General features: G+C 31.1%; 15 protein-coding genes. 8 read left to right on the top strand and 7 right to left on the bottom strand.

Features of this window, described 5'->3' with window-relative positions:
• The first annotated feature begins 190 nt into the window (after nt 1-190).
• The gene (hlyIIR, locus tag AC0ONG_RS16020) at nt 191-796 is read left to right on the top strand and encodes a hemolysin II regulator HlyIIR (RefSeq protein ID WP_000520485.1); all 606 of its coding nucleotides are present in this window, start codon (nt 191-193) and stop codon (nt 794-796) included.
• A 152-nt stretch (nt 797-948) separates the two neighbouring features.
• Here hlyIIR and AC0ONG_RS16015 read toward each other — a convergent pair whose 3' ends face one another.
• Complete coding sequence (locus tag AC0ONG_RS16015; RefSeq protein WP_000061801.1) at nt 949-2,427, bottom strand: Lsa family ABC-F type ribosomal protection protein; 1,479 nt, start codon at nt 2,425-2,427, stop codon at nt 949-951.
• Nucleotides 2,428-3,452: 1,025 nt separating this feature from the next.
• Here AC0ONG_RS16015 and AC0ONG_RS16010 point away from each other — a divergent pair.
• From AC0ONG_RS16010 to AC0ONG_RS15985, 6 genes are all read left to right on the top strand, one after another.
• The gene (locus tag AC0ONG_RS16010; protein ID WP_002162673.1) at nt 3,453-6,182 is read left to right on the top strand and encodes a sensor domain-containing protein; all 2,730 of its coding nucleotides are present in this window, start codon (nt 3,453-3,455) and stop codon (nt 6,180-6,182) included.
• Between the two features lie 151 nt (nt 6,183-6,333).
• A complete protein-coding gene (locus AC0ONG_RS16005; protein ID WP_002162674.1) occupies nt 6,334-6,564 on the top strand; it encodes a hypothetical protein in 231 nt (76 codons plus the stop codon).
• Between the two features lie 512 nt (nt 6,565-7,076).
• Nucleotides 7,077-8,345 (top strand): glycoside hydrolase family 5 protein, encoded by a 1,269-nt coding sequence (locus AC0ONG_RS16000; protein ID WP_025989072.1) that lies wholly within the window; start codon nt 7,077-7,079, stop codon nt 8,343-8,345.
• A gap of 459 nt (nt 8,346-8,804) precedes the next feature.
• The gene (locus AC0ONG_RS15995) at nt 8,805-11,006 is read left to right on the top strand and encodes a M60 family metallopeptidase (RefSeq protein ID WP_474203617.1); all 2,202 of its coding nucleotides are present in this window, start codon (nt 8,805-8,807) and stop codon (nt 11,004-11,006) included.
• A 325-nt stretch (nt 11,007-11,331) separates the two neighbouring features.
• The gene (locus tag AC0ONG_RS15990) at nt 11,332-11,880 is read left to right on the top strand and encodes a fascin domain-containing protein (RefSeq protein ID WP_086397761.1); all 549 of its coding nucleotides are present in this window, start codon (nt 11,332-11,334) and stop codon (nt 11,878-11,880) included.
• Nucleotides 11,881-13,419: 1,539 nt separating this feature from the next.
• Nucleotides 13,420-13,755, top strand: a complete 336-nt coding sequence (locus AC0ONG_RS15985) for a hypothetical protein (RefSeq protein ID WP_000524428.1) — start codon at nt 13,420-13,422, stop codon at nt 13,753-13,755.
• Nucleotides 13,756-14,012: 257 nt separating this feature from the next.
• Here the strand turns inward: AC0ONG_RS15985 and AC0ONG_RS15980 are convergent, their stop codons facing one another.
• Complete coding sequence (locus AC0ONG_RS15980) at nt 14,013-14,387, bottom strand: hypothetical protein (RefSeq protein WP_000088964.1); 375 nt, start codon at nt 14,385-14,387, stop codon at nt 14,013-14,015.
• A gap of 1,019 nt (nt 14,388-15,406) precedes the next feature.
• On the opposite strand from AC0ONG_RS15980, the gene AC0ONG_RS15975 reads away from it, so the two are divergent.
• Nucleotides 15,407-17,389, top strand: a complete 1,983-nt coding sequence (locus AC0ONG_RS15975; RefSeq protein WP_000481863.1) for a methyl-accepting chemotaxis protein — start codon at nt 15,407-15,409, stop codon at nt 17,387-17,389.
• A 150-nt stretch (nt 17,390-17,539) separates the two neighbouring features.
• Here the strand turns inward: AC0ONG_RS15975 and AC0ONG_RS15970 are convergent, their stop codons facing one another.
• The 5 genes from AC0ONG_RS15970 to AC0ONG_RS15950 form a co-directional block, all read right to left on the bottom strand.
• On the bottom strand, nt 17,540-17,701 hold the full coding sequence (locus AC0ONG_RS15970; RefSeq protein ID WP_000724107.1) for a hypothetical protein: 162 nt from the start codon (nt 17,699-17,701) through the stop codon (nt 17,540-17,542).
• The gene (locus tag AC0ONG_RS15965; protein WP_000116956.1) at nt 17,701-18,816 is read right to left on the bottom strand and encodes a Rap family tetratricopeptide repeat protein; all 1,116 of its coding nucleotides are present in this window, start codon (nt 18,814-18,816) and stop codon (nt 17,701-17,703) included. The genes AC0ONG_RS15970 and AC0ONG_RS15965 overlap by 1 nt, the downstream gene beginning before the upstream one ends.
• A gap of 1,160 nt (nt 18,817-19,976) precedes the next feature.
• Nucleotides 19,977-21,065: a CDP-glucose 4,6-dehydratase gene (rfbG, locus tag AC0ONG_RS15960; RefSeq protein ID WP_000934343.1), complete on the bottom strand. Its 1,089-nt coding sequence runs from the start codon at nt 21,063-21,065 to the stop codon at nt 19,977-19,979.
• 28 nt (nt 21,066-21,093) lie between these two features.
• The gene (locus tag AC0ONG_RS15955) at nt 21,094-22,053 is read right to left on the bottom strand and encodes an NAD-dependent epimerase/dehydratase family protein (RefSeq protein WP_000633065.1); all 960 of its coding nucleotides are present in this window, start codon (nt 22,051-22,053) and stop codon (nt 21,094-21,096) included.
• A 54-nt stretch (nt 22,054-22,107) separates the two neighbouring features.
• The gene (locus AC0ONG_RS15950) at nt 22,108-24,177 is read right to left on the bottom strand and encodes a hypothetical protein (RefSeq protein ID WP_001087536.1); all 2,070 of its coding nucleotides are present in this window, start codon (nt 24,175-24,177) and stop codon (nt 22,108-22,110) included.
• Nucleotides 24,178-24,185: the final 8 nt, after the last annotated feature.

Below are 24,185 nucleotides of genomic sequence, written 5' to 3'. Positions count from 1 at the left end.
TTAGAAAAGAGCGTAAAGTATTTGAAAACTATTGATGCTACGCAAGGGGATATTGTTTAAAGTAATCAGAACTTCATCGGTTGTTAAGTTACCACTTTAAATATATAATTAAATTTCATTAAAAAGATACTCTATTCAAAGTCCTTATTGGGTTTTTGAAGTGAAATATATACTATTTGAGGTGTGTGAAATGGGGAAATCTCGAGAGCAGACGATGGAAAATATCTTAAAGGCTGCTAAGAAAAAATTTGGAGAGCGTGGCTACGAAGGTACGAGCATACAAGAAATCGCAAAAGAAGCGAAAGTGAATGTTGCTATGGCCTCTTACTATTTTAATGGGAAAGAAAACCTATATTATGAGGTGTTTAAGAAATATGGTCTTGCTAATGAGCTACCCAATTTTCTTGAGAAGAATCAATTTAAACCTATCGATGCCCTTAGAGAATATTTAACGGTTTTTACTAAACATATAAAAGAGAACCCTGAAATTGGATCATTGGCATATGAGGAGATTATTAAGGAAAGTGCACGATTAGAAAAGATTAAACCGTATTTCATAGGTAATTTTGAACAGTTAAAAGAAATATTACAGGAGGGTGAAAAGCAAGGAGTTTTTCATTTCTTCTCCATAAATCATACGATACATTGGATCACTTCTATTGTTTTATTTCCAAAGTTTAAAAAGTTTATTGATTCTTTAGGGCCAAATGAAACGAACGATACAAATCATGAATGGATGCCAGAAGACTTAGTGGACAGGATTGTTACTGCATTAACAGATAAACCTAACGTGTAAATTATTCAGTATTTATGAATTCTATTATTACTATTTAAAGCCTAATTTCTCAATGTATTGTAGAGAAATTAGGCTTTTTTCAACACGTCATTAAGGTTTTTATAGTTCAAGGACTCAAGTTAATGATTATATTTTCAAGTATTCGTTTTGAGCTACATAGATATAGTTTTTGTTGCAACTGTTTGTTGAAATGCTTTATCATGCTCAACAATAACCATTGTGGGATTAAATTGTTGAATAAGTTCTTCAATCTGCATACGGGAATAGATATCTATAAAATTTAGTGGTTCGTCCCATATATATATATGGGCTTTTTCACATAAACTTTTAGCGATAAGCAGTTTTTTCTTTTGTCCACCAGAATAATGAGATATATCTTTCTCGAATTGAATTCGATCAAAGTCCATCTTACTTAGGATGGATTTAAATAAGGTTTCATCAATCTTGTGCTCTTCAATGAAGTCTGATAGTGCCCCCTTCAAATGAGAAGTATCTTGTTGGACATAGGAAATGATGAGTCCTGTACCTAAAGTAACTAAGCCTGTATGCTGTATCGGATGTCCTAGAAGTAGTTTTAGGATACTACTTTTTCCGCTCCCATTCGTTCCATCAAGTACAATTCGGTCACCTTGTTCAACTATGAAGCTAATCGGCTCATTCACAATTTGGTCATTGTACTTAACGGACACGTCAACCAAAGTAACCAATTCATTTGATTTAAATTGCAATTGTTCCAATTTTAATGACTCAGTTTTTTCCACATTTTTTAGTAATTTTGACTTTTCCTCAATAGCTTTTTGTTGCCTTGATTCAAGGTTTTTTGCTCTTTTCATCATCTTGGCTGCTTTATGTCCTACAAACCCCTTATCCAACTTAGAGCCTGAATTCCTCGTTCCATTTTTTGAAGCTTCCACGTCATGAGACCAACTTGCTGATCGTTTGGAAGACTGTTTTAATCTCCCTATGTCTTTTTGTAGACGCTCATTTGTAGCCTTCTCGTGCTCTTGCTGTCTATCAAAATTTAACTTCCAAGAAGAATAGTTACCACTTTGAATTTCAATATTTGCTCTATTAATAGATAGGATATGGTCAACGCACCCATCTAAAAAGATTCTGTCATGTGAAATTAAAATAAATCCTTTTTTCTTCCTTAGATAATTAGAGACTATCTTTCGTGCATCTGTATCTAAGTGATTTGTTGGTTCATCAATTAATAGGAATTGACCCGCATTTAAAAACAGTGCAGCAAGCAACACCTTTGTTTGTTCCCCATTTGATAATGTTTTAAATGGTCTGTACATGACCTCAGCATCAACATTTAAATAGGATATCTCACGTAGAAATTCCCAATCTGCGGCTTGGGGACAAATTTCTTCAAGGATTTCATGAGTGAATTTGTTCCTATCTGAAACAGAGTAGGGGAAGTAATTGAATTCTACCGAAGCAAGGATTTTCCCGCTATACTCATAATTCCCTAACAATAAATTAAAGAATGTCGTTTTACCTCGTCCGTTTCTACCAATAAACCCTAGCTTCCAATCCGTATCTATTTGGAAGTTTACACTTTCAAAAATATTATCAAAGCTACCTGGGTATGAAAAAGTTAAGTCTTGGACCTTTATCATTGACATAATAATTCCTCCTTTATATATCGAAACGTTTCATATAAAGTCGGAACATCCATCCATTTTTTAATTCCTCTATATAAGTTTGATGGATATTAACGACTTATATAGAGCATTACATGTGTAACAATAGTGTCTGAAGTACTCATTTTTCTCGCTCCTTTATTTGTGAAGTACATTTAACAATTAGTAAGTTTCAACTAAGCTAAACGGGAATAAAAAAATCCCCCAATTTGTAATCGGAAGGATTAGTCTTTCGTCTATACTTAATAAGTACTTATTAATCATTTGAATCATGACAAATAAAGTATGAACTGAATTTTAAAAATGGATAGACTAACCCTATATTTTGTAGTTTGAAGTTATAAAATTCAACTTAAAATATAAATTAGTTAATCATTATTCATCCATCATTCCTTTCATAATTCTATTTTTAGAGTAACATTCTTTTTAGGGAGATGCAATATTAGCTTCAATTTCATCTAATCCTAGATCATTTATAATTCTTTGAGTAAGGAGATAAAATTTTACCTCTCTTTTTATAAACATCAAATTTTTGTTCAATAGGTCATGTCTTTTGTCCGTTAAAAAGGGAGGATATGAAATTGACATCAACCTTTGTTGTAACTATAATAGTTACAGTATGTTCCGTAAACTAATTCGAATTGCTATGTTAATGATAGTATATTTTCATTCCTTTTTAAGTGTGACAGGTAGCAACTAACTATAATCCAATAGAGGATTAGATTCTATCTCATATTTAAAGGGTAGATAAGTTGTACCCGCCAAATTTACGATGCGCAAATACTTAAAAAACTACATTTTTCAGCTTATCCTTTTTGGAATCCTCAGTATTGATAATTGTAAACATCTACAAAAAGTTAGCAAGACTGTTGTATGTAGAAAGAAATCTTTTAAAAAGGTCATAATATGGATAATAGGTAACACACATTTAAATTTAGTAGGAGTTGTGCCACTATCAAGAAATTTTTTTAATAAAAGTATAGAAAAAACTCAAGAAGGTGAGTCCATTGCGTAAACATGCATATGTGCAATTTTATGTATTGATATTGGCTTTAATAGCTTATATAAGCTTTTGCTTTATATTTATATTTGTTTTTCCAAGTCTTTATTTCGTATCAGATTTTAATATCCGACTATCATCTTTAGTTGTTGAAACTACTGTATTTATCTCACTACTGTATTCTATATTATCCAGAAAAATTAAGTTAGGAGTATTCTGGGTGTGCATTATTATTGCGATAGGTTGTTTCTTGATAGGGAATTTTATATCTGCTTTTCAAGTACTTAATGTAGAATTACCAATAAAAAATTTTAATATCTCTGATGTATTTTTGTTGCTTTTCTTATTCTTCTTTCTCTTTGCGTTCTTTTATAAAATCATGATGGAATGTAATAAATGGGAGAAAGCATATTTGCTTTGTGATTTATGCATTGTTGTTACTGCTATTTTTACATTAGAGTGGTATTTATTTAATAAACCTTCTGCAAATATCTTATTCTTATCAATTGGAGATGTTTTTCTCTCATTTATTTTTCCGATTATAGATTTATTACTTCTATTACTTGGAGTTACACTAATCTTTCGACCTGCTATTTTCAATGCAAAAAGCAAATTGTATATTTTTATCCTAGTATTAACTGGATTAGCTATTACGGACTATTTGTATTTTTACTTACAAGGTGATTTGTCAGAGCGTTCAGTTATATTTTTAAGGTGTTTGTATAGAGTTTTCCTATTATTTATTGCTATTGCTGCTACAATTCCAAAGGATGCTTCTTCTAAAAGAAATTATTTTATTATTAATCCGACATTTGGAGAGAAACTTCTTGGCATATTCCCTTATCTTGCAGTTGCAGTCTTAATTGGCTTTACTTTGAAAGAGCAAACGTCTTCAGCTACATTGATTACGGGAAATTGTATTGCTTTTGTATTTGTACTGATTCGTCATACAATCGTACGAATGCAAAACAAAGATTTAACTGAAACATTAAAAGTGTTTAATAATCAATTAGAACAAACAGTATCTCAAAGAACAAGGGATTTAATAAACAAATCTAATGATTTGGTAAAAAATCAAGAAAGATTTAAGTCATTATATGAGTATCATCCGGATCCTATTTTAACGATTGATTCAACTGGTATCGTATTAAATATAAACCAGGCTGGAAGTATGTTATTAGGAAAAGACAGTGCTGTATTAATAGGGAAAGAGTGCTTCTCTATTTTTTTAGATGAAGATAAATCTGAATTGGAAGCGGCTATAAAGAAAGGGAGACGATGTAGTTCATCTTCACTACAGTTGCGTGTGAAAAATAACAATGAGAAGGACATGCTGTTTTGGTATGTCACTATAGTTCCTATTATGATAGAAGGTCAAACTTTTGGGAGTTATGTAATGGTAAAAGACATAACGAGGATGAAACAACAACAGGATGAGATAAACTACCTTGCATTCCATGATACGGTGACGGAGATTGGAAATCGTATATTCTTCCAACAAGAATTAGATAGATCCATTAAGCGTGTGCAAAAAACACAGGATAAATTTGGGCTCCTGTATATTGATTTAAACCGCTTTAAGACTATTAATGATACACTGGGCCATTCCATTGGTGACAGGGTTTTAAAAGAAGTTGCCAAACGTTTTAGGACATGTCTTTCACCGACAATTCCTCTAGCAAGAATAGGTGGTGATGAGTTTGCAATCATTGTCCATAACCAAACAGAGCAACAGCTATTGAATTTGTGTAAAACTCTATTTCTTATAACTGAAGAACCATTCGTAGTAAATCAGCATAGTTTTTACTTATCTCTTAGTATAGGAATAGCAGTGTATCCATTTGGAGGAATAAATACTACTACACTTTTACAACACGCTGATATCGCTATGTATAGCGCAAAGGAAAAAGGTAACAATGCTGTTTGTATGTATGACGAGACATTATCTCAAAAAGTAACCCGTCGATTACGATTAGAACAGGATTTACCAAATGCAATTGAAAATAATGAGTTGTTTTTATTGTATCAACCACAAATTGACAGTAAGGAAGGTAAGGTTATTGGTGCAGAGGCTTTAATACGTTGGCAACATCCAGAACTTGGGCTGATTTCTCCGTTTGAGTTTATACCTATCGCAGAAGAAACGGCGCAGATTATTTCAATTGGAAAGTGGACGTTACAGAAAGCGTGTCGACAACTGAAAGAATGGCATTCTGCGGGCTTTTCAAATCTAAAGATGGGGATAAATTTATCAGCTATAGAGTTTGAACAGAAAGATTTTGTTCAAACCATTATATATACCATAGAAGAGATAGGAGTACCTGCTAATTCGATTAATTTGGAATTAACAGAGCGAATCGCCATGGTAGATGAAAAAGAAACTTTATCAAAGTTAAAAGCATTAAAATCATTTGGTGTACATTTATCAATTGATGATTTTGGTACAGGTTATTCTTCATTAGCGTATTTACCTCTTTATCCAATTGATACTTTGAAAATTCCAAGAGAATTTGTTAATAGGATTGGAACTTCTACTGATGGAGGTGAAATTATACAGACCATTATTTCACTTGCTCATACTTTAAACATGAAAGTCATAGCAGAAGGGGTAGAAACGAAAGAACAATTAACAGTGTTACAACGTAATGCATGTTATCTAATTCAGGGCTATTACTACAGTAAACCTGTAAATGATGATGAATTTATTGTTTTTTTAAGTACAATACAAAATGAATAAATGAAAAATCAGTATATGTATGAAATAAAGTGAAAAGAGGTTCTATCCATATGGATTTGAACCTCTTTTCACTTTATTTTCAGGAGTTATGCAGCAAGGTTTCAGCCTTTGAAAGTAAAATAAGTATCTATATTCCTTGTATTTTGGGTTAATGGGATATGAGGTGAAAGTTGCTTCTTGTGAAAAAGAATTAGAGCCAGCTTGTATATTCTTAAAGCAATTTGAAAAAGGATTAGCAGTTTGTATGGAATTAGGAAATGAAGAGTATGTATATCATTTCAATATTTTACGTTCTCTTAATGAAGATGAAGCAATTAAACTCTTAGAAGAAGTGAAAAAAGTATTTCTTACTTCGAAAAGCAAGGTTTATGGGATTTCGTAGAAGAATATGCAGATCTAAAAAAGGAAGAAATTATACAATAATCACATGCTATCATTTTTAATAGCTAATTAACAAAGGGACTCCAATTATGGAGTCCCTTTGTTAATGGGGTAATGCTTTGGTTTATCTAATTATAGCAATATTTGTAAAAAGTGTAAAGGGGTCCTAGTTTGGAGGGGGAATTATTTAATCTTTTTTATTTAATAAAAGGGATAATATTTAGTTATCTGCGCTTCTTAATTATGTTTTCTATCACAATTTGAAGTGAATTTCAGTTAATCTTATTTATTTTATGGGAATTATAAGGTATACTAAAAGTAGGTGCAAAATGTACCATTTGAAAAAGAGTGAATTGCAAAAAGGAATCCGTAAAGGATTCCTTTTTTGTTTCTTTGAAAATGAAGCAATGTTCTAATTATCTCATTCATTTTTATGAATACGCTGCGATCTTATAAACTAAAAAGGCTTTTATGGAAATTTGCCATATTCCTGTAACAAAACAAAGGTATGTTATGTGTGTTAAATATAAAGAGAAAGAAGGAAAAGTTGTGAAAAAAATTTTGCCAATTGTTGCGTTATTAGGCATGATGAGTTTTGGAGTACAGGAAATGAATGTAAGAGCTGATACATACCACAAGGGCGATTCGAAAATTAGTTTTTGGGATTCGAAAAGAAAGGGTACTAATTTCATGAATAGTACGTCATTACCTGAAAACTATAAAAGTGCAAAAGAAGCTAATATTGAATATGTACGTTTAGCACCTGATAAATGGGCAAAAGATAAAGATTTTCTATTTGAGGATAAACCAGATACTTCTGGAAAGGATTTTCTGATAGGTAATGCAGATAACTATCAGGGATTAGTAAAGGAGGATTTAGAAAAATTAAAGGCGGATTTAGATGCCGCACAATCACAAGGAATGAAAGTTGTTCTTACAATGTTATCTTTACCTGGTGATCGATGGCGCCAATTTAATAATAACAAGAATGACGACAGAATATGGGAAGAAGAGAGGTATCAAGAACAAGCAAGTCAATTTTGGAAGGACCTTGCTCTGGAATTAAAAGATTATCCTGCGGTGGTGGGTTATAATATTATAAATGAACCACATCCAGAAACAGCTAAAAATAATAGATATAATGATTTTTGGACAGAAGATTACGAGAAATGGTATGCAAAAGTGAAGGGAACGACAGCGGATTTAAACAGATTGTATCAAAAAGTAATCAATTCCATTCGTGAAGTAGACCAAGAAACACCAATTATTTTAGATTCAGGTTTATATGCTACTCCATGGGCTTTTAAATATTTAAAACCAGTAAAGGATAAAAAAACGCTTTACGCATTTCATATGTATGAACCATATGAATTAACGAGTCAAGGTGAAAAGAAAAATAAAGAATATCAATATCCAGGATTAGTAAAAGTAGGAGACTTAGAGAAACCTGTAATGTGGAATAAGCAGGGATTAGAGAAATTTTTGAAGCCAATCCAACAATGGTCTAAGAAAAATCATGTATCATCTAATCGAATTATTGCAGAGGAGTTTGGAATTAACCGTACTGTTCCGGGAGCTACCCAATACATGCAAGATCTTATTTCTATCTTCAACCAAAAAGGTTGGCATAAATCATTCTATGCATTCCGTGAAGACACATGGACAGGGATGAATTATGAATTGGGAACAGGAAAAATAAAATGGGATGAAGAGGGTAAACCGGTGCCTCAAGATAATTCACTCTGGGAAGTAATAAAAAAAGATTTACAACCACATAAATAGTTTAGAATATTTGTCCTAAGGACTAAATGTAAGCATCTAATTCAAGTAGAATTAGATGCTTTTTTTCAAAAAAGGTGGAAGCTTAAACAAATATAGTTGCAATTGAATTGACCTTTAAACTGAAAAATTTTTATGAATTTTTTGTGAGATTCCAACCCTTAAATGTTGAAAATTATTTACTGATTTCTCCAATTGGATATATTTCTCCAATCGGATGGAAGTTTAGAATACAGAATCAAAACATAATAAGCTGTTATCGATGAGTTTATCGTAAAGTTGTTATTTAATGTGTCATCAAATAACATTTATATACAATAATAAATAAAGAAAAGGAGATGTTTATGAAAAAATATAGAGTAATAGATACAACTTAAATAGTATGAATAGTTTAGATTGTAAAAACATGAAGAAGAAAACAAAAAATCCTTAAGAGTACTAAGGAAAAATGAAGGAGATAATATGGGGAATAATTCAAAATATAAAACTAGAAAAATACTTGCAGCTACTGCTACAGTAACTATGCTTGCGACTGGAATGATTTCTTCATCAGATGTCTTTGCGGAGCAAAAGGAGCAGCAAAAAAATTTATCGACATCACTGCAAAGTGAAAAATCAGTTAAATCAGAAAATAGAACATTTACAGTCCCAGGAAAAGGGGATGTTGAGCTAATAAAACAACAGGAAAGAAAAAGTATGGCATTTAGTCCATATGAACCAACTGGTTTATATGCAAAACCAAATGAACAAATAACGATTAATGTAGAAGGTAATCAAGATATTCAGGTATATATTGGAACGTATTCATATGATGCTTCTTGGAGAGAAGATTCTAAGATAAAATCATTTACATTAAAACCAGGTATAAACACAATCCAATCTCCAAATGGGGGGATGATTTATTTTTATAATAAACAACAAGGTGGTACCATTCGAACAACAATTACAACAGGCGGAACGACTACGCCCTTCTTTGAACTAGGAAAGCATACGAAACAAGATTTAATTAACATGCTGGACCAATATCCAAATGCACATGCAGTGGAGTTAAAAGGAGAACGTGTATTAATTACGGCTAGTCCTGCACGTATTAAGAAATATTTGTTGGGTTCTAATACAGATCCTGTACAACTCTTAAAAAAGATGGATGAAGCTACTCGAATTCAAGACAAAGTAGCTGGATTATCTGAAGAACAAGTAGATAAACATTATGTTCATTACGTAGAAGAAAATCATTCTCCTGATTATTATATGTATGCAACTTCTTATCGAACAGCATATGTAGGAGACGCAATCCAATACGTGTTAGATATTAATAAATTTATAACAGATGGCTGGGGCCCTTGGCATGAGGCAGGACATTTGAGACAACAATCGCCCTGGAAGTTTTATAATATGACAGAAGTACAAAATAATATATACAGCCTTTCTGTAGAAAAAGCATTTAATCAACCATCCAACTTAGAGAAAAGTGGAATTTATCCAAAAGCATTTCAATATCTAGAACAAGTGAATAAAAATTATGATGAAATTAGCGATGTTTTTGTAAAGCTTGTTATGCTTTGGCAACTACAGTTAGCGTATGGAGAGGATTTCTATCCTAAATTGCATCAATTGTATAGAGACATGCCTTCAAGTGAACTTCCACAAACTGATGAAAATAAAAAACAATTATTTATGATTTCAGCATCAAAAGTAGCCAAACAAAATTTGATTCCTTTCTTTGAGAAGTGGGGATTACGTCCAAATAACGATACTATTCAAAAAGTAGCTGCATTAGGATATCCAATTTTAACAGCAGAGATTTGGAAGAGTACGGATTCTAATCCAATTAAACCAGATATGCCTAATGAAAATAATATTTTAGAAGGAAACCAGTTTGCATGGTCACTAAAAGGAATTAGTGATTTCGAGTTTGCAAAAGTCAATTTTAATAAGTCGACAGAAGAGATGCAAATTGATTTAAAAGCAGGCGTACCACATCATTATTTTAATGAAACATATGCGAGTATTAAAGTACAAAATGCATCAGGAAAAGTAGTATACAATAAAGATATTTATGGGAACAAACAACAAAATGCTGAATCGCAAAAAGTTCCAGTTAAAGTAGGGGATTATATTGAGCTGACACATCTAGAAGGTGTGCATAGAGCTACTTTAATAAATGTAGGTAACAGTAAACAAGAAAGTTTTGGAAAAAAAGGCATGTATGAAGTTACAAAAGAAGGCTTGAAGAAAGTAGAAAAAATGCCAGAAACAACGGTTTTAGATGGAAATCATTTTGGGTGGTCTTTAAAAGGATATAGTGATAGAGAAATCGCAAAAGTAGATTATAATAGGACAACAGAGAAAATGCAGGTGAATTTAGAAGCAGGCGTACCACATTCTTACTTTAATAATACGTATGCAAGTATTACAGTAAAGAATTCAAATGGTGGTGTTGTGTACAATAAGGAAATAGTAGGGAATAGACAACAAACTGCTGAAAGCCAAACCGTGCCCGTAAAAGTGGGAGATTACATTGAGTTTACCCATATAGAAGGGGAAGCAGTAAAGGAAAAAACACGCGCTACACTTATTAATCTTGAGAATAATAAACAAGAATATATGGGCAAAAAAAGAACCTATCAAGTTACTTCAACGGGATTAAACAAAATAGATTAACATAAAAAACATTCTAAGTATTAGTTGGATGCAAATAGTCGTTCATTATGAACGGCTATTTGGCTTTTATTTAAAGAAAGGTGAAATGAAAATACTCTCTCTTTTGTATATACTTTCGTTTCCAAAAATTTCTACGTTTTTTTATCAGGGGGAAAATAATTTGAAAAATGTGCTTGAGAATTGATACATGTTTAATTGCTATAGATTTGAGAAAAAAGAAACAGAATAGTAAGGTATTTGTTGATAAATCCTCTCAATCGTTACAATATTTTACATATTTGGTATGATATACATGAGTTCTATGTATATTAAGGGAGGAATGGGAATGAAAAGGTTCATAACACGTGCAAGTGGTAATACAATCTCAAAAAGGTTAGTTTTAATGGTGTTGTCGATGGTTTTAATGATAGTGATGATTACACCATCGAATGATGTATCGGCAGCCAATCTATCAAAAGCAGGTTCACTAAAAGGCGTGAATTTATTTAATGGAAGTTGGACAGTTGCTATACAGGCAGCAAATTTACAATATGTTTCGGCTGAGCCTTCGGGAAATATAATAGCAAATCGTAATGCAGTTAATGAATGGGAGAAATTTGAATTAATTTCGACTGGGGAATTATATACGTACGCTTTAAAAGCTAAAAGTAATGGGAAGTATGTTTCGTTTGAGCCAAATGGTAGAGTAGTAGCAGATCGTACATCAATTGGTGCATGGGAAAAGTTTATCTTATATAATGGTGGAGACAATAGGATATATGTATTACAAGCACTAAGTAATGGTAGATATATATCAGCAAATGATGGTAGAGAATTAACAGCTACTAGTTATGTAGCTGGAAGCTGGGAAAGATTTGTTATTGTATACTTCTAAACTTTGAAGTGTTATATATCTAAATGATAATAGCATGTTTAGTTTGTATAAATACCTAATACAATAAATTGTTAAGTATGTAATACAAGTGTATATTAACGTGTAAAAGGGCTGCAAATAATTAGCGGTCCTTTTTGCATGTTAAATAAGCACTTACTGAGGTTATAATGAAAAGAAAAAGAACCCTATAGGGTTCTTTTTCAAGGCATATTAACAGTAAGGAGAATCATGAAATGCTACTTCAAATCTTTATTAGGGGAAAGATTTTGAATAAGCTTAACATACATCTATTTTTACATAAATGTAATATATAGTAAATTGATAATGTTTATACTTACTATTACTAATATTCAATTAAGATAGTTAGCACTATTTGTATAGTGTTAATGAAGTGCGTATTTAGAAAACTAATAATGGCCACAAGTTGGTTATATATGTCTAATATTATATTTTATTTGCTAAAAGAGCTTATAGATATATCATTTTAAAAATTAACTAACATTTAAACAATTTTAACTGAAATTGGGTGTGTATTAACTAAAAGTAAATAAAATAAACAAAGACCCTGTAATGAATACAGGGTCAAATACAGGGTTAAGGGAACGCATAGTTTCTCAAAATCATAATAGCATATATTCTTTGTATAGCTACATGAGGATTTTGACAGAATTAAGAAAAAGACAGAAATCTGTAAGAAAGCAAATATATTGCTGGAAATTTGATTTGAAATTAAACTATAAGGCATATTGAAATAGATGGAAACTCTTGAGTACCGTGATTAAATATGAGGTTTAGATTAGAGGGATAATTGGATCTTACTGAAAAGGCAAAATGTTTTTTAGATTAAAAGAAGAAAAGGCACTTTTGGGTGCCTTTTCTTTAGGTAAACAGTTTACATATTGCTGAATTATACACGAAACCATAATTCGACTATGAAGTAAATCTTAATATAATCCTAAATAGAAAAATATGTAATATTATATTTGAGTTTTTAATTATTTTATCGAATATAGAGTAGCAATGTAAATAAAAGGGCATGCATTCGTATCTGCAGCCCTTTTTAGGAGGAATTCAAGATACCAATAGGACACGTATTGGTAAACAGGTTCAAAAATAGTATATGTGAAAAGAAAAAGTCCTATACCAAAAGTAGACAGGACCTTATTTTTTACAATTTCAAAAATGACATTCTGTCCTTTTTGAAATTAGTACAACACACACTTGGTTTGTAATAAAGTTAGAAAAAGTATACATGAAAATGGCAGACAACTATTTTGTTGCCTGCCGGTGCTAGTGGGTTGAATGAGTTAGTCAATTCAATAAATTGCTACCCCATTACCAGAAGAGTGAAGCCGCTAGTTCAAACGGCTTATACATAGTTTTCCTAATAAAGAAAAAATTATGAGTAAAGATTTTGTTTGCTCTATATGAAAAGATAAATAGATATTCATCAGACAAGGATAATTTAGCATACCTTGAATAGGGTGAAGGAACGAATTAAATAAAAGGATTTTTGTTTAGGAAGGGACTGACTCAGGAATGGGACTTTCGGACAGGGTTTGGGGAGCGATGATTGCCTTTGGCATTGCGACTAATATCGTTGCTTGTATGATGGCAGTATACATTCAAAAATATGAGCTAATGATAAATCATCTTACAAATATTTTATTTTTAATAATTATCTCTTTAACGTTTATTAAGATGAAAATTAACAAATGGGTGGCTTTAGGATTTACATTTGTTGTAATAGAGAAAGGTATTAAGGCGGGATATGACTTCTACACACATGATTATTATGGTGTCAGTTGGAGTTTAGCTATCATTGTCTATTGCATATACGAGATGAAAAAGTATCATATTGAAATAAATGAATAGTCTCAACAATAAGATGTTAGTAGGTGTAATTTTTTAAATAATAAAAAAAAGACACTACAAGAGTGTCTTTTTTTTGAAAATACTCTATAATTAACTTTGGGGAAGGTAATGTTAGAGTATTTGTTTAGCATTATTTTTATATTTGATAAACCATGAAATCGAAAGATTTTGTGGTTTATTTTATGAACAATAGATATTACAGTATTGGCAGTAAGCTACTGATCATTATAAGCATTAAGAGAGAAGGGATTAAAAGTCTAACATCGAATAACGGTTCCGGAATATAGTGTTGCGAAATGATCTCCCATATCCCAAACGGTACTTGCCTGTATATAGCCCTTAAAGCCTTCTGAAGAATAATAAATCTCTTTTGGTATACTTTCTTTAGTTTGGAAATGTGCTTTAGAGTACTTTACATAATGGTTTTTAACAACTTTTGCATCTGGAACAATAGTGTTTTTTTGTTCCAATGTTGGCCTAGCACTAGAAGGTGATATAAATTTTACAGTGTCTTGGTAATTAGGATCTAAGGTGTCAGCTTGTACACTGTGTGACGAAACAATTGTGCTTAAACTACTTCCCGCGATTAAAGTTGCAAATACTAACTTTGAGAATTTTGTTAATCTACTCATTCTATAATCTCCTTTTTATTATTTTGTAAGGTATCTCCTTACACCTCACAGTCTATATCCACTACAAAAGGGTGTACATACATATTGATAGACAAAATTCTACAAAATACCTCATGTTTTTGGGGACGTGTATAATAATCCAATGTTTAATAATTTATCAGAAGTAAAAAAGTAAGTCTTATATAAAAGAAAAAGAATAATTTATGCAGGTAATGTATATAAAATTATTGTTTGAATATTCTAAAATGAGTTGATAAAGATGTGGGATTGTTTTTTAGAAAATAAATGATTCCAAAGATTAAATTTAGAAGTTTAATTCTCTTTGTAAGTTTATTTTTATAATACTATTCACAGGTGTAGATTATTAAGATTTAAATATAAAATGTCTAAAGATTTTTGTACAACCAAACAGTTAAAATATAAAAAAGTGAGAAAAATGATAAACATTCTTCTCACTTTCATCAATTAGGGTGGCATATACATAAATATGCGTTTGGGTAGATTTTTGAATGAAAAATCCACATGCATAGTATAACAAAAAAAATAGGGCTTTTCACATGTAATATTGCATATGAAATATAGTAAAGTTTTAAATTTTAATATTACAAACTTGTATATACGTGTTACAATGTAATTCTCTAATTTATTTTATTCAGCTATTTAGAATTTATGTTTTAGTTAATTTATTATGGTAAGGATTTCATCTGATTGGATTAGCGCTAAACTAGATTTTTATCCAAACAAATCCAATAATTATTTTTAAAATGAAGTATATGTTGTATCCAATTTATTTGGAATAATTCGTAGTCTAATAATTGCTGAATCTAGAAAAAAACATATTCGAAAGGAGGACAGATAAAACTCTGCCTGTGAAATTTAAATCGCTAAATGGTAAAGTGCGGATGATAGGATGTAATTGTGATTTCATTTCGAATGGTACCATAAATGAATATGGAAAAATATAGGATAAAATTTAAATGAACTATATAAGTAGTAAAAATGAAAAGGAGAAGTATCTAGTGTTTAATATAAAAGAAAGATTGGGACAAATAAAGCTTAAAACGAAGTTGTCTATGGCATTTATAGCAATATTAATTATACCAAGCCTTATCGTAGGAGTATCATCTTATAATAAAGCAAAAACAGATCTTAATGAAACAATTCTACAATCAGCAAAAGATAATATAAGTATTTTAGACAAGATTGTTGATGATGAATTAGAAAATAAGCATACAGATGTCACTCATTTTGCAAAGGTACTCACACAAGGGGATTATAATCCTGAACAATCGCAAAATGTACAGAGTAAATTTGATCAATATATACAGTTACATCCAGAGATAGAAACGATTTATACGGCATCCAGTAACAATCAATTTATTCATGCACCTGTTGGCAAAATACCAGAAGGGTTTAATCCGTTAGAAAGTAGTTGGTATAAGGATGCAGTAAAAGCAAATGGAGAGATTATTGTTTCATCTCCCTATAAATCAAAGTCTACAGGAAATATGGTAATTGCAATTGCAAAGCAAAATGCAGATAAAAGTGGTGTCATTGGCGTAGATTTGAATATTACAGATATCGTAAAAACATCCAAAATGATAAAAATTGGAAAGCAAGGATTTGTATCTATAGTTAGTCAAGATAAAACTATAGTTGTTCATCCATCACTAAAGCCTGGAGAGAAATTAGAGAAAACTTTAGCGGATGAATTGTACAAGACAGAAGATGGAGTAATTACTTATAGCCTCAATGGCGAAGATCGAAACATAAGCTTTAAGACAAATAAAAAAACAGGTTGGAAAATAGCTGGCGTAATGCCTACGAAAGAAATTGAAGAAGCTACTAATCCTATTTTTTATAAAACGTTCACTATAATAGGGGCTTCATTATTGTTAGGTGGAATTGTAATTCTATTCATACTCAGATCTATAATTACTCCACTAAGACAATTAGTCATTTCAGCTCAAAGAATTAGTCAAGGAGATTTAACCGAGAAAATAGATATTCGTTCAAAGGATGAACTTGGTCAATTAGGTGGTAGTTTCAATACAATGGCAGAGTCGTTACGTAATATTATTTCTCAAATTAACACATCTGCAGGACATGTAGCTGCGTCTTCTGAGGAACTAACTGCTAGTGTAGAGCAAGCAAGTGTTGCGACAGAACAAATTACAAAAGAGATGGAAGAAATCTCGAACAGTGCAGAAGTTCAAAATAATGAAGTTGAGTCTGGAGCTGAATTAATTGGTGAGGTAACACGAAATATTCAATATGTAGCTGAGAATGCATCTGAAGTATCGGCTTCATCCATATACACAAAACAAAAAGCCAATGAAGGTGAACAATTAGTAGAACAAACTGTAGCACAAATGCAGTCTATCCATCACTCTGTTTCTCAATCCGATAATGTAATAAAATTATTAGATAAGAAATCGCAACAAATTGGAAGTATATTAGAAGCGATTCAAAATATTGCGGAACAAACAAATTTATTAGCATTGAATGCAGCAATTGAAGCAGCTAGAGCAGGAGAACAGGGTCGAGGGTTTGCAATTGTTGCGGATGAAGTTAGGAAGCTAGCAGAGCAATCATCCGAATCTTCGATGGAAATTGGAAGCTTAATTAAGGAAATACAAGCAGACGTACATGAGACTGTAAAAGCTATGAATGAAGTGGGAGTAGAGGTACAGTCGGGAATTAAAGTTGCGAACGATACAAAGCAAAGTTTTTATGAGATTTCAAAATCTGCAAATGATATTGTGTCAAAAGTGCATGGTATGGTGGAACTATCTAATACAATGACTACTGATGCAATGAAAGTCGATACATCGATTGATCAAATAGCTATGGCTGTAAAAGAGAATTCTTCAAGTATGCAAACGATTGCTGGTTCATCTGAGGAACAACATGCTTCTATGGAAGAGATAAATTCTTCAGCAATACAATTAGCACAGATGGCAGAAGAACTTCAAGAGTTAATTGGTGGATTTAAGATTTAAGTTGAGATTCTAGGAGAGAATGCTAGAATCTTGTTACAGAGTGGAAATGCATAGTAAATAGGTATAATATATACTCTCTATGCGCGTATTGAACAGGCAGAAAACCCATTTAAAAACCCTCCATTTGGAGGGTTTTTAAATACATTTACATTAAATTTGTGGTGGTGCACCACCATAATCGCCAACACTATATGAAGGAGCAGGATAATGCCCATGAGTAGCAAGCTGATCTGTTTTAGAAAACTGAAAAATTCCCACCGTTAATACCCCAATAAAAGCAATGCCTGATAATAATAAGCTAATTTTTTTCATTATTTTAACACTCCTTTTGCAATTGATTTTTGTCTTGCTTGATAACAAATATGGAAATAGTCACTTACTTTTTGGTGGTTCTCTAATTGTCTACATTTTGTGGCAAATAATTCAGCGTATTCGACAACATATTCCCATAATTCTTCTTCCTTAAAGTATAAGATTCCTTCTTGAATGATTTTTTCTAATTCTTCCAATGGAATATTTTCGTTTAATCTTTTTAAAATAGAGAAGTGGTGTGTGTATTCTTCGTTATGAATTTTTCTGCAAATCTGTAATCCCTTATCAATGAGTTGGCTGGCCGTTGATTGTTCTCCTAATTTATAATGTTCCTTAGCTTGTAGGAAGATGGCCTTGAAGTGTGTAGGGATTTTCTCTGTTACTTCTGAAAGGTGACGAATAGCTAAAGTAGACATACTTTGATCAGAATACAGCCACCCCATAGTATTTTTTACATATAACAAGGAATCTTCTTCCCTATTTTTTTGTAGTAAATCAATTGCACAATGTAGATATTCTTCTGCTTGTTCGTACTGTTTTAAATAGATGCAGCAACCACCTAGCAAACTATTACAAAAGGCTGTTTTTACTTCATAACCTTCATACTTTGAAAAGATTGCTCTCGATTTATTTGCGTATTCGATAGAAGCGAGATTGTTATAGGTATGGTGATAGAAAGTAGCAATTCTATAGTAAAATTCAGCATGTTCAATTTCATCTGGTATAGCTACCAATATTTTTTCTGCTAGTTTATAATGTTCTTCTGCCTCAGTATAATTTGATATAAAAGTGGAATGAATGGATTTGAAAAAGTGATAATAGAATCGTAGAAATTGATCTGTAGGCATATCATAATCGCTAATAGTATCAAAACTATTTTGTTGAATACCAAGGCTATCTGTTAAGACCTTGTAACGAAATTCGAGTAGTGAATAGTATAGTAACAAATTTTGATCCTGATGTTCTTGATCCGGTTCAATGCTTAACTTATTAATTTTTTCATCAATTTTCTTTTTTAGATTAGTAGCTTTTATAACTTGTTGAGATAGCATTGCTCGATACCAGTCGTTCAATAGAGAGGTTAATTGCTCATTTCCCTTTACTGAAACACTCATAATATACGCCCCCATTTTCTAAAAAAATCCTAATCCAATTTAATTATAAACATCATAACAAAATAGAAGAAAAAATGGAGTGATATTACAATATTTTTCAAGAAAATTCAGAAAAAATAATCAATTTATGTCGAATATACTCATAATAAAACATCCGAAAATTATCAAAAGATAATATGAGTCTTTATACGTTCTATCAGGTGAACTTAGAAACTGTGATTGAAGATTTATGAAATTTTCTTTTCTTAAAACGGATCAATTACGTATTAATTTTTAAATTATTTTATCGGATACATATAGTATGTATCACCACCAAATGTATAAATCTTGCGTATGTAAATAAGAAAAGAATAAAGAAAACAAAAGAAGAACTTGTAAGAATTTCTACAAGTTCTTTTTTGGATAATGTAAAAAGGTGAAACAGACTATCTCATTATTTGTAATAGTGAAATTATCTTACTTATGGTTTTGTTTTATAGAAGATGTACTATTATATTTGAAGATTTGTTCTAAATGTTGATTAAAGGAAAATTAAAGACTGGTAGGGGAGAAGTGCATAAAAGAGAAAGCCTTCTTTACTTATTCTGAAAAGATAATTCAAAAAGCAATTTGTGTATAGAATAAGCAATGCATGAATTCATCGACATTGGTGATAATAAATAAGAGAATCATAAGCATGAACTTTAGTGGAATAGCTACAAGAAGGGGATAATTATAAAATTGTTAAAGCTCAGTATAATTCTATAATAGTAGATATAATTATTGGAATTTTCAACTTAGTTACTTTTCGGGTAGGGTAAGTAGAAGAGAATAGGAAGTTTTTCTTTGAAGAAAGCTCTTTTGACAGGAATAGATTTTTTCATAACTAGAACAAATAAATTAATAATCGCATATACTGTATTGTCGTTAAAGCAAGACAGTATTTTCTCATAACAAGGGAATCACTAGAAAAATATGTGATTCCTTTATTCTTCAGTATAATGTCAATAGTTGATTTGAAATAATCGAAGAAATAAAATCTTTGTTAATGGACAATCACATCATTTTAGGTATAGTAGGTTTATAATTTAGACTATAAAATTAATGTGTCTTTTATTATTTTAACCAAGAAGACTCCCTCCATAAGGAACTCACAGCAAGTATGAGTAAGTGGGAGTAGTTCAAAGCATGCAATATTGTTTGATTTGGCTAATACATAGATTTATCATCTCAGAACTGGTGTAAGAATTATAATGTTTATACCATTCTATTGTATTTTCTAAAGTCTGTTGTAGGGACCATTTTGGTTGCCAATCAAGATTGAATTTTGCTTTGCTAATGTCAAGATTTAGTAAATTTGCTTCATGAAAATTTATTGCGCCTATATTTTCTGCAGTCCAATCCCCACAGCCCCAAATATCTAGTAAACTTGTCACTAATTTTTCTACTGGAACAATATTGCTTAAGGATGGCCCGAAGTTCCATGCTCCTGAATAAAGGATACCATTATTTATAATTTTTTCTGTAAGGAGTAAATACCCGCTTAAGGGTTCTAGTACATGTTGCCAGGGTCTAATAGCAGTAGGGTTTCTAATAATAATCTTTTTGTTTGATTCTAATGCTCGTATACAATCAGGAATAATTCTATCTATTGACCAATCACCACCACCAATTACATTACCAGCTCGAACGCTTGCAATTATTTTCTTGTGGTGAGAAAAGTTTTCTTCTGAAAAGTAAGAATTTCGATAGGAAGAAATTAAAAGTTCGCAGCATCCTTTGCTTGAGCTATATATGTCATGGCCACCCATAGGATCAATTTCACGATAACCCCAAGGCCATTCTTTATTTTCATAGCACTTGTCACTTGTCACCATAATTCCTATTTTAGCTGATTCATGTAATCGAATTGCCTCTAGTACATTCATAGTTCCTACAACGTTTACCTCGTATGTTTCTCTAGGATATTCATATGAATACTTAACTAGAGGTTGGGCAGCTAAATGGAATACAATTTCAGGTTTATAATCTGTAAAAACCTTATTTAATTTATTAAAATCCCTAATGTCTCCACGAATATCAATTATATTGTTTTGAAGGTTAGTAATGTTAAAGTTATCATTTTTATTTTTAGGATCCAATGAATATCCGATTACAGTAGCACCTAATTCATTCAACCATAGGGATAACCAAGAACCTTTAAAACCAGTATGTCCAGTAATTAAAATTGTCTTTCCGTAAAAAGCATTATTAAAGTTTTGATTTAACAATTAGTCCACCTCCTTTAGTACCCTATTTTTAGGGGATTAGGTATAAATGTTTATTATTTTTATACCAATTAACAGTTTTTATAATTCCTTCTTCAATATTAATTCTAGGTTCCCAGGAAAGAGAGTTTTTTATTTTTTGCACATCTGCTTCAGGAACCCATCTTTCATTCGTTCTAGATGGAATTGCACCGTAATTTGGTCTGGAATTGGTTTTCAAATGTTTGAATAATAATTCTACATAATGTTTCAAGGGGTAAATAGTGCCACTCCCAATATTAAAGATTTCATTTTGTACAGTAGTATTCTCTACTGCTAGGATACAGGCATCTATTATATTTTCTATATAACAATAATCTCTTAATTGATTACAGAAAGTTAAATTTACATCTTTGTTTTGTAATACTTGCAAGATTATATAGCTAAAAATTTTATGTGGCTCCTCGCTTTCTCCGAATATGCCAAAAGGTCTTAATGTTATAAGATTAATGCTGTTTTCGCTAGCAATTTGATGGGCGAGTATAGTAGCAGCAGCTTTGGTACTTCCGTAGATATCCACAGGAGTTAGTAACATATTTTCATGAATAGGTTCCATCTTGTTACCGTATTCAGAACTACTCCCAAAATTGATAATTTTTTTACAATTCACCAATTTTGCTGCTTGAATAATGTTACATGTCCCTATAATATTTGTTTCTATAGCATGCATGTAATCTGTATGGGCAGAATTTACACCATAGGCTGCCAGGTGAAAGATATAATCCGGATTAACTTTCTTTATTGCATCCTGTACTTGTTTTCTATCTCGTATATCTATTTCATAGGTTTCAATATTTTTTATAATATCCTTTAGTCTCCAAAAATTTGATGGTGTTCTTATGAAAAGAACAATTCGTGCTTGTAAATTTAAAAGTCTTCGTGCCAAGTGAGAACCAATAAAACCGTATCCACCAGTAATAAGGAAAGTTTTATTTTTAAATGAAGTAATCATAGTGAAAATCTATCCTTTATTAAGATTTATTTTTAAATAAGGAGAGTATCTGTCTTAATTGTAATGAGGGGAGGAGTATTTAAAATAATTTTTTATTGTCGTTGTATCAATTTGGTCAGCAAATAAAGAGGAGGGGGATTTTTGAAAAGTATTATGAAGGGTATGACATGTCTTGTTCAATTGTTCAATATAAGGAATGTATATATAATCTAAAACTTCTGGAGGTAATTCTAAAGTTTCTTGTTTCCATAAATCGAACTCATTTGGATTAATAATTTGCATACTTCCAAAATGAAAAGCTATTAATTCATCTTGATCAATAAAAACTTTTTTATCTGTTTTTGATATAGAACTGCTATTTAAAATGACATTCCAAGGTGCTGCATCAATACCTTTATGAGTCATGATTTTTATATTAGAAAAGATGTTAGGAATGTGATTTAAATATTTTTGGTCACCCCATCTATTCATTTCAACATCATAATGATTATTGCAATATTCTAGGCATTTATCTTTCCACCATGTTAAAATTTCTTTGCTATTTTGATCGTTTTTGAAGCCTACTAAACCAGCTTGATATATACCGTGTATGTTTTCAATTTCAGTAGAGCTTCTTTGAGGGCAAAGGAATACAGAGTATTTCCACCATTCATCAAGAATGATATTAGGTGCTGTAAAGAAATACATATCAGCATCACAATATATAATGTGATCAACTTCCGGATAAAGACTAAGGACATGTAGACATAGGGGCGCTTTTAATGTCCAACAATATTCTTGTAAACTTCTATCATTTTTTATACTGAGGAGTTCATGATTTTCAATATCTTTTACTGGAATTAGTATGGCGTGCTTTAATTTTAATGTCTCTAATATTTGATAAGTTAAATCATCCATACAACAAATCCATACAGTAAATTTAGCGTTGAAATTTTCTAAGGAATAATAAGAGGTCAATCCTTGAATTAATCGTTCTTTACTTATAATCATGGAAAAGTTCATAAAATGATTGGATTGATTCATTTTTCTTCTTAATTGTGAATCTTTATATAAGGTTTGAGCTTTATTTATATCTTTTTTACTTAAAAATTGTTTAGTATCTTTATTGAATTTATTTTTTAATTGATTTAAAACAAATTGAATTCTCTCTAAATACGGAGTGTAAATATGGTTTAATATATTATTGGGTATTGAAATTGCTCCTAAAGACCAAAGATCAAAATCATTTTCATTAAAGATAGTAATACATGCAAAATGGTAAACAACTAGTTTGTCGTTTTCAATAAATACATCGTTTTTAGTCTTGTCAATTTTATAATCGTTATTATATATACAGTTCCAAGGCGCAGCATTTATACCTAAGTTATTTGAAATTTTTACTTTTGGAAAATATATAGGGATATAATCTAAATACTTTTGGTCTCCAAATTTCCCCTCCTCAGCCTCGGCACTGCACCAATCTAGACATTTATTTTTCCACCATCTTACACTTTTTAGTCCATAGAGATCATTCTTAAATCCAATTAGCCCAGCCTGATATTTTCCATACATTTTTTCTACCCAATCACGATCTCTTTGGGGGGTAAGGAAAATAGAGTATTCACCCCATTCCTCAAAAATAATATTAGGATCAGAGAAAAAGCATAAATCACCATCACAATATAGAATAGATGGTAAATCATAATTGACCAATAAATATTCTATCAAGACAGATTTTAAAGTCCAACAATATTCATTTACTTTTCTTTTTCTTTTAATTGCTTTTAGTTCACTATCTTCTAATTCTTCAACTTGTAAAAGGTTTACATTAATTAAATTCATTTCTTTTAATAGTGAATATGCAAAAGGGTCTATACAACAAATCCACAATGTGAATTTTTCTGAGTACTGCATTAATGATTGCTGTAAAGCAATGATTTTCAAGACATATTCATTACCTACAATGACACAGAAATGATTATTTAGATCATGTTGTTGATTATAGAATTGGGGATTCATTCTTTTTTGAGTATTTTTTTTGGAGAGATTTGAAGCTTTAATTCCTGTTGAAAGCGGGTTAACTATTTTCTCATTAGAGGGGATATACAATCGAGGTAAACTTATTTTTTTATCATTAGAGTTCAATGTTTATT

This window comes from Bacillus sp. TCT6, from assembly GCF_056033845.1.
This window is presented reverse-complemented; position numbering and strand designations above follow the sequence as displayed.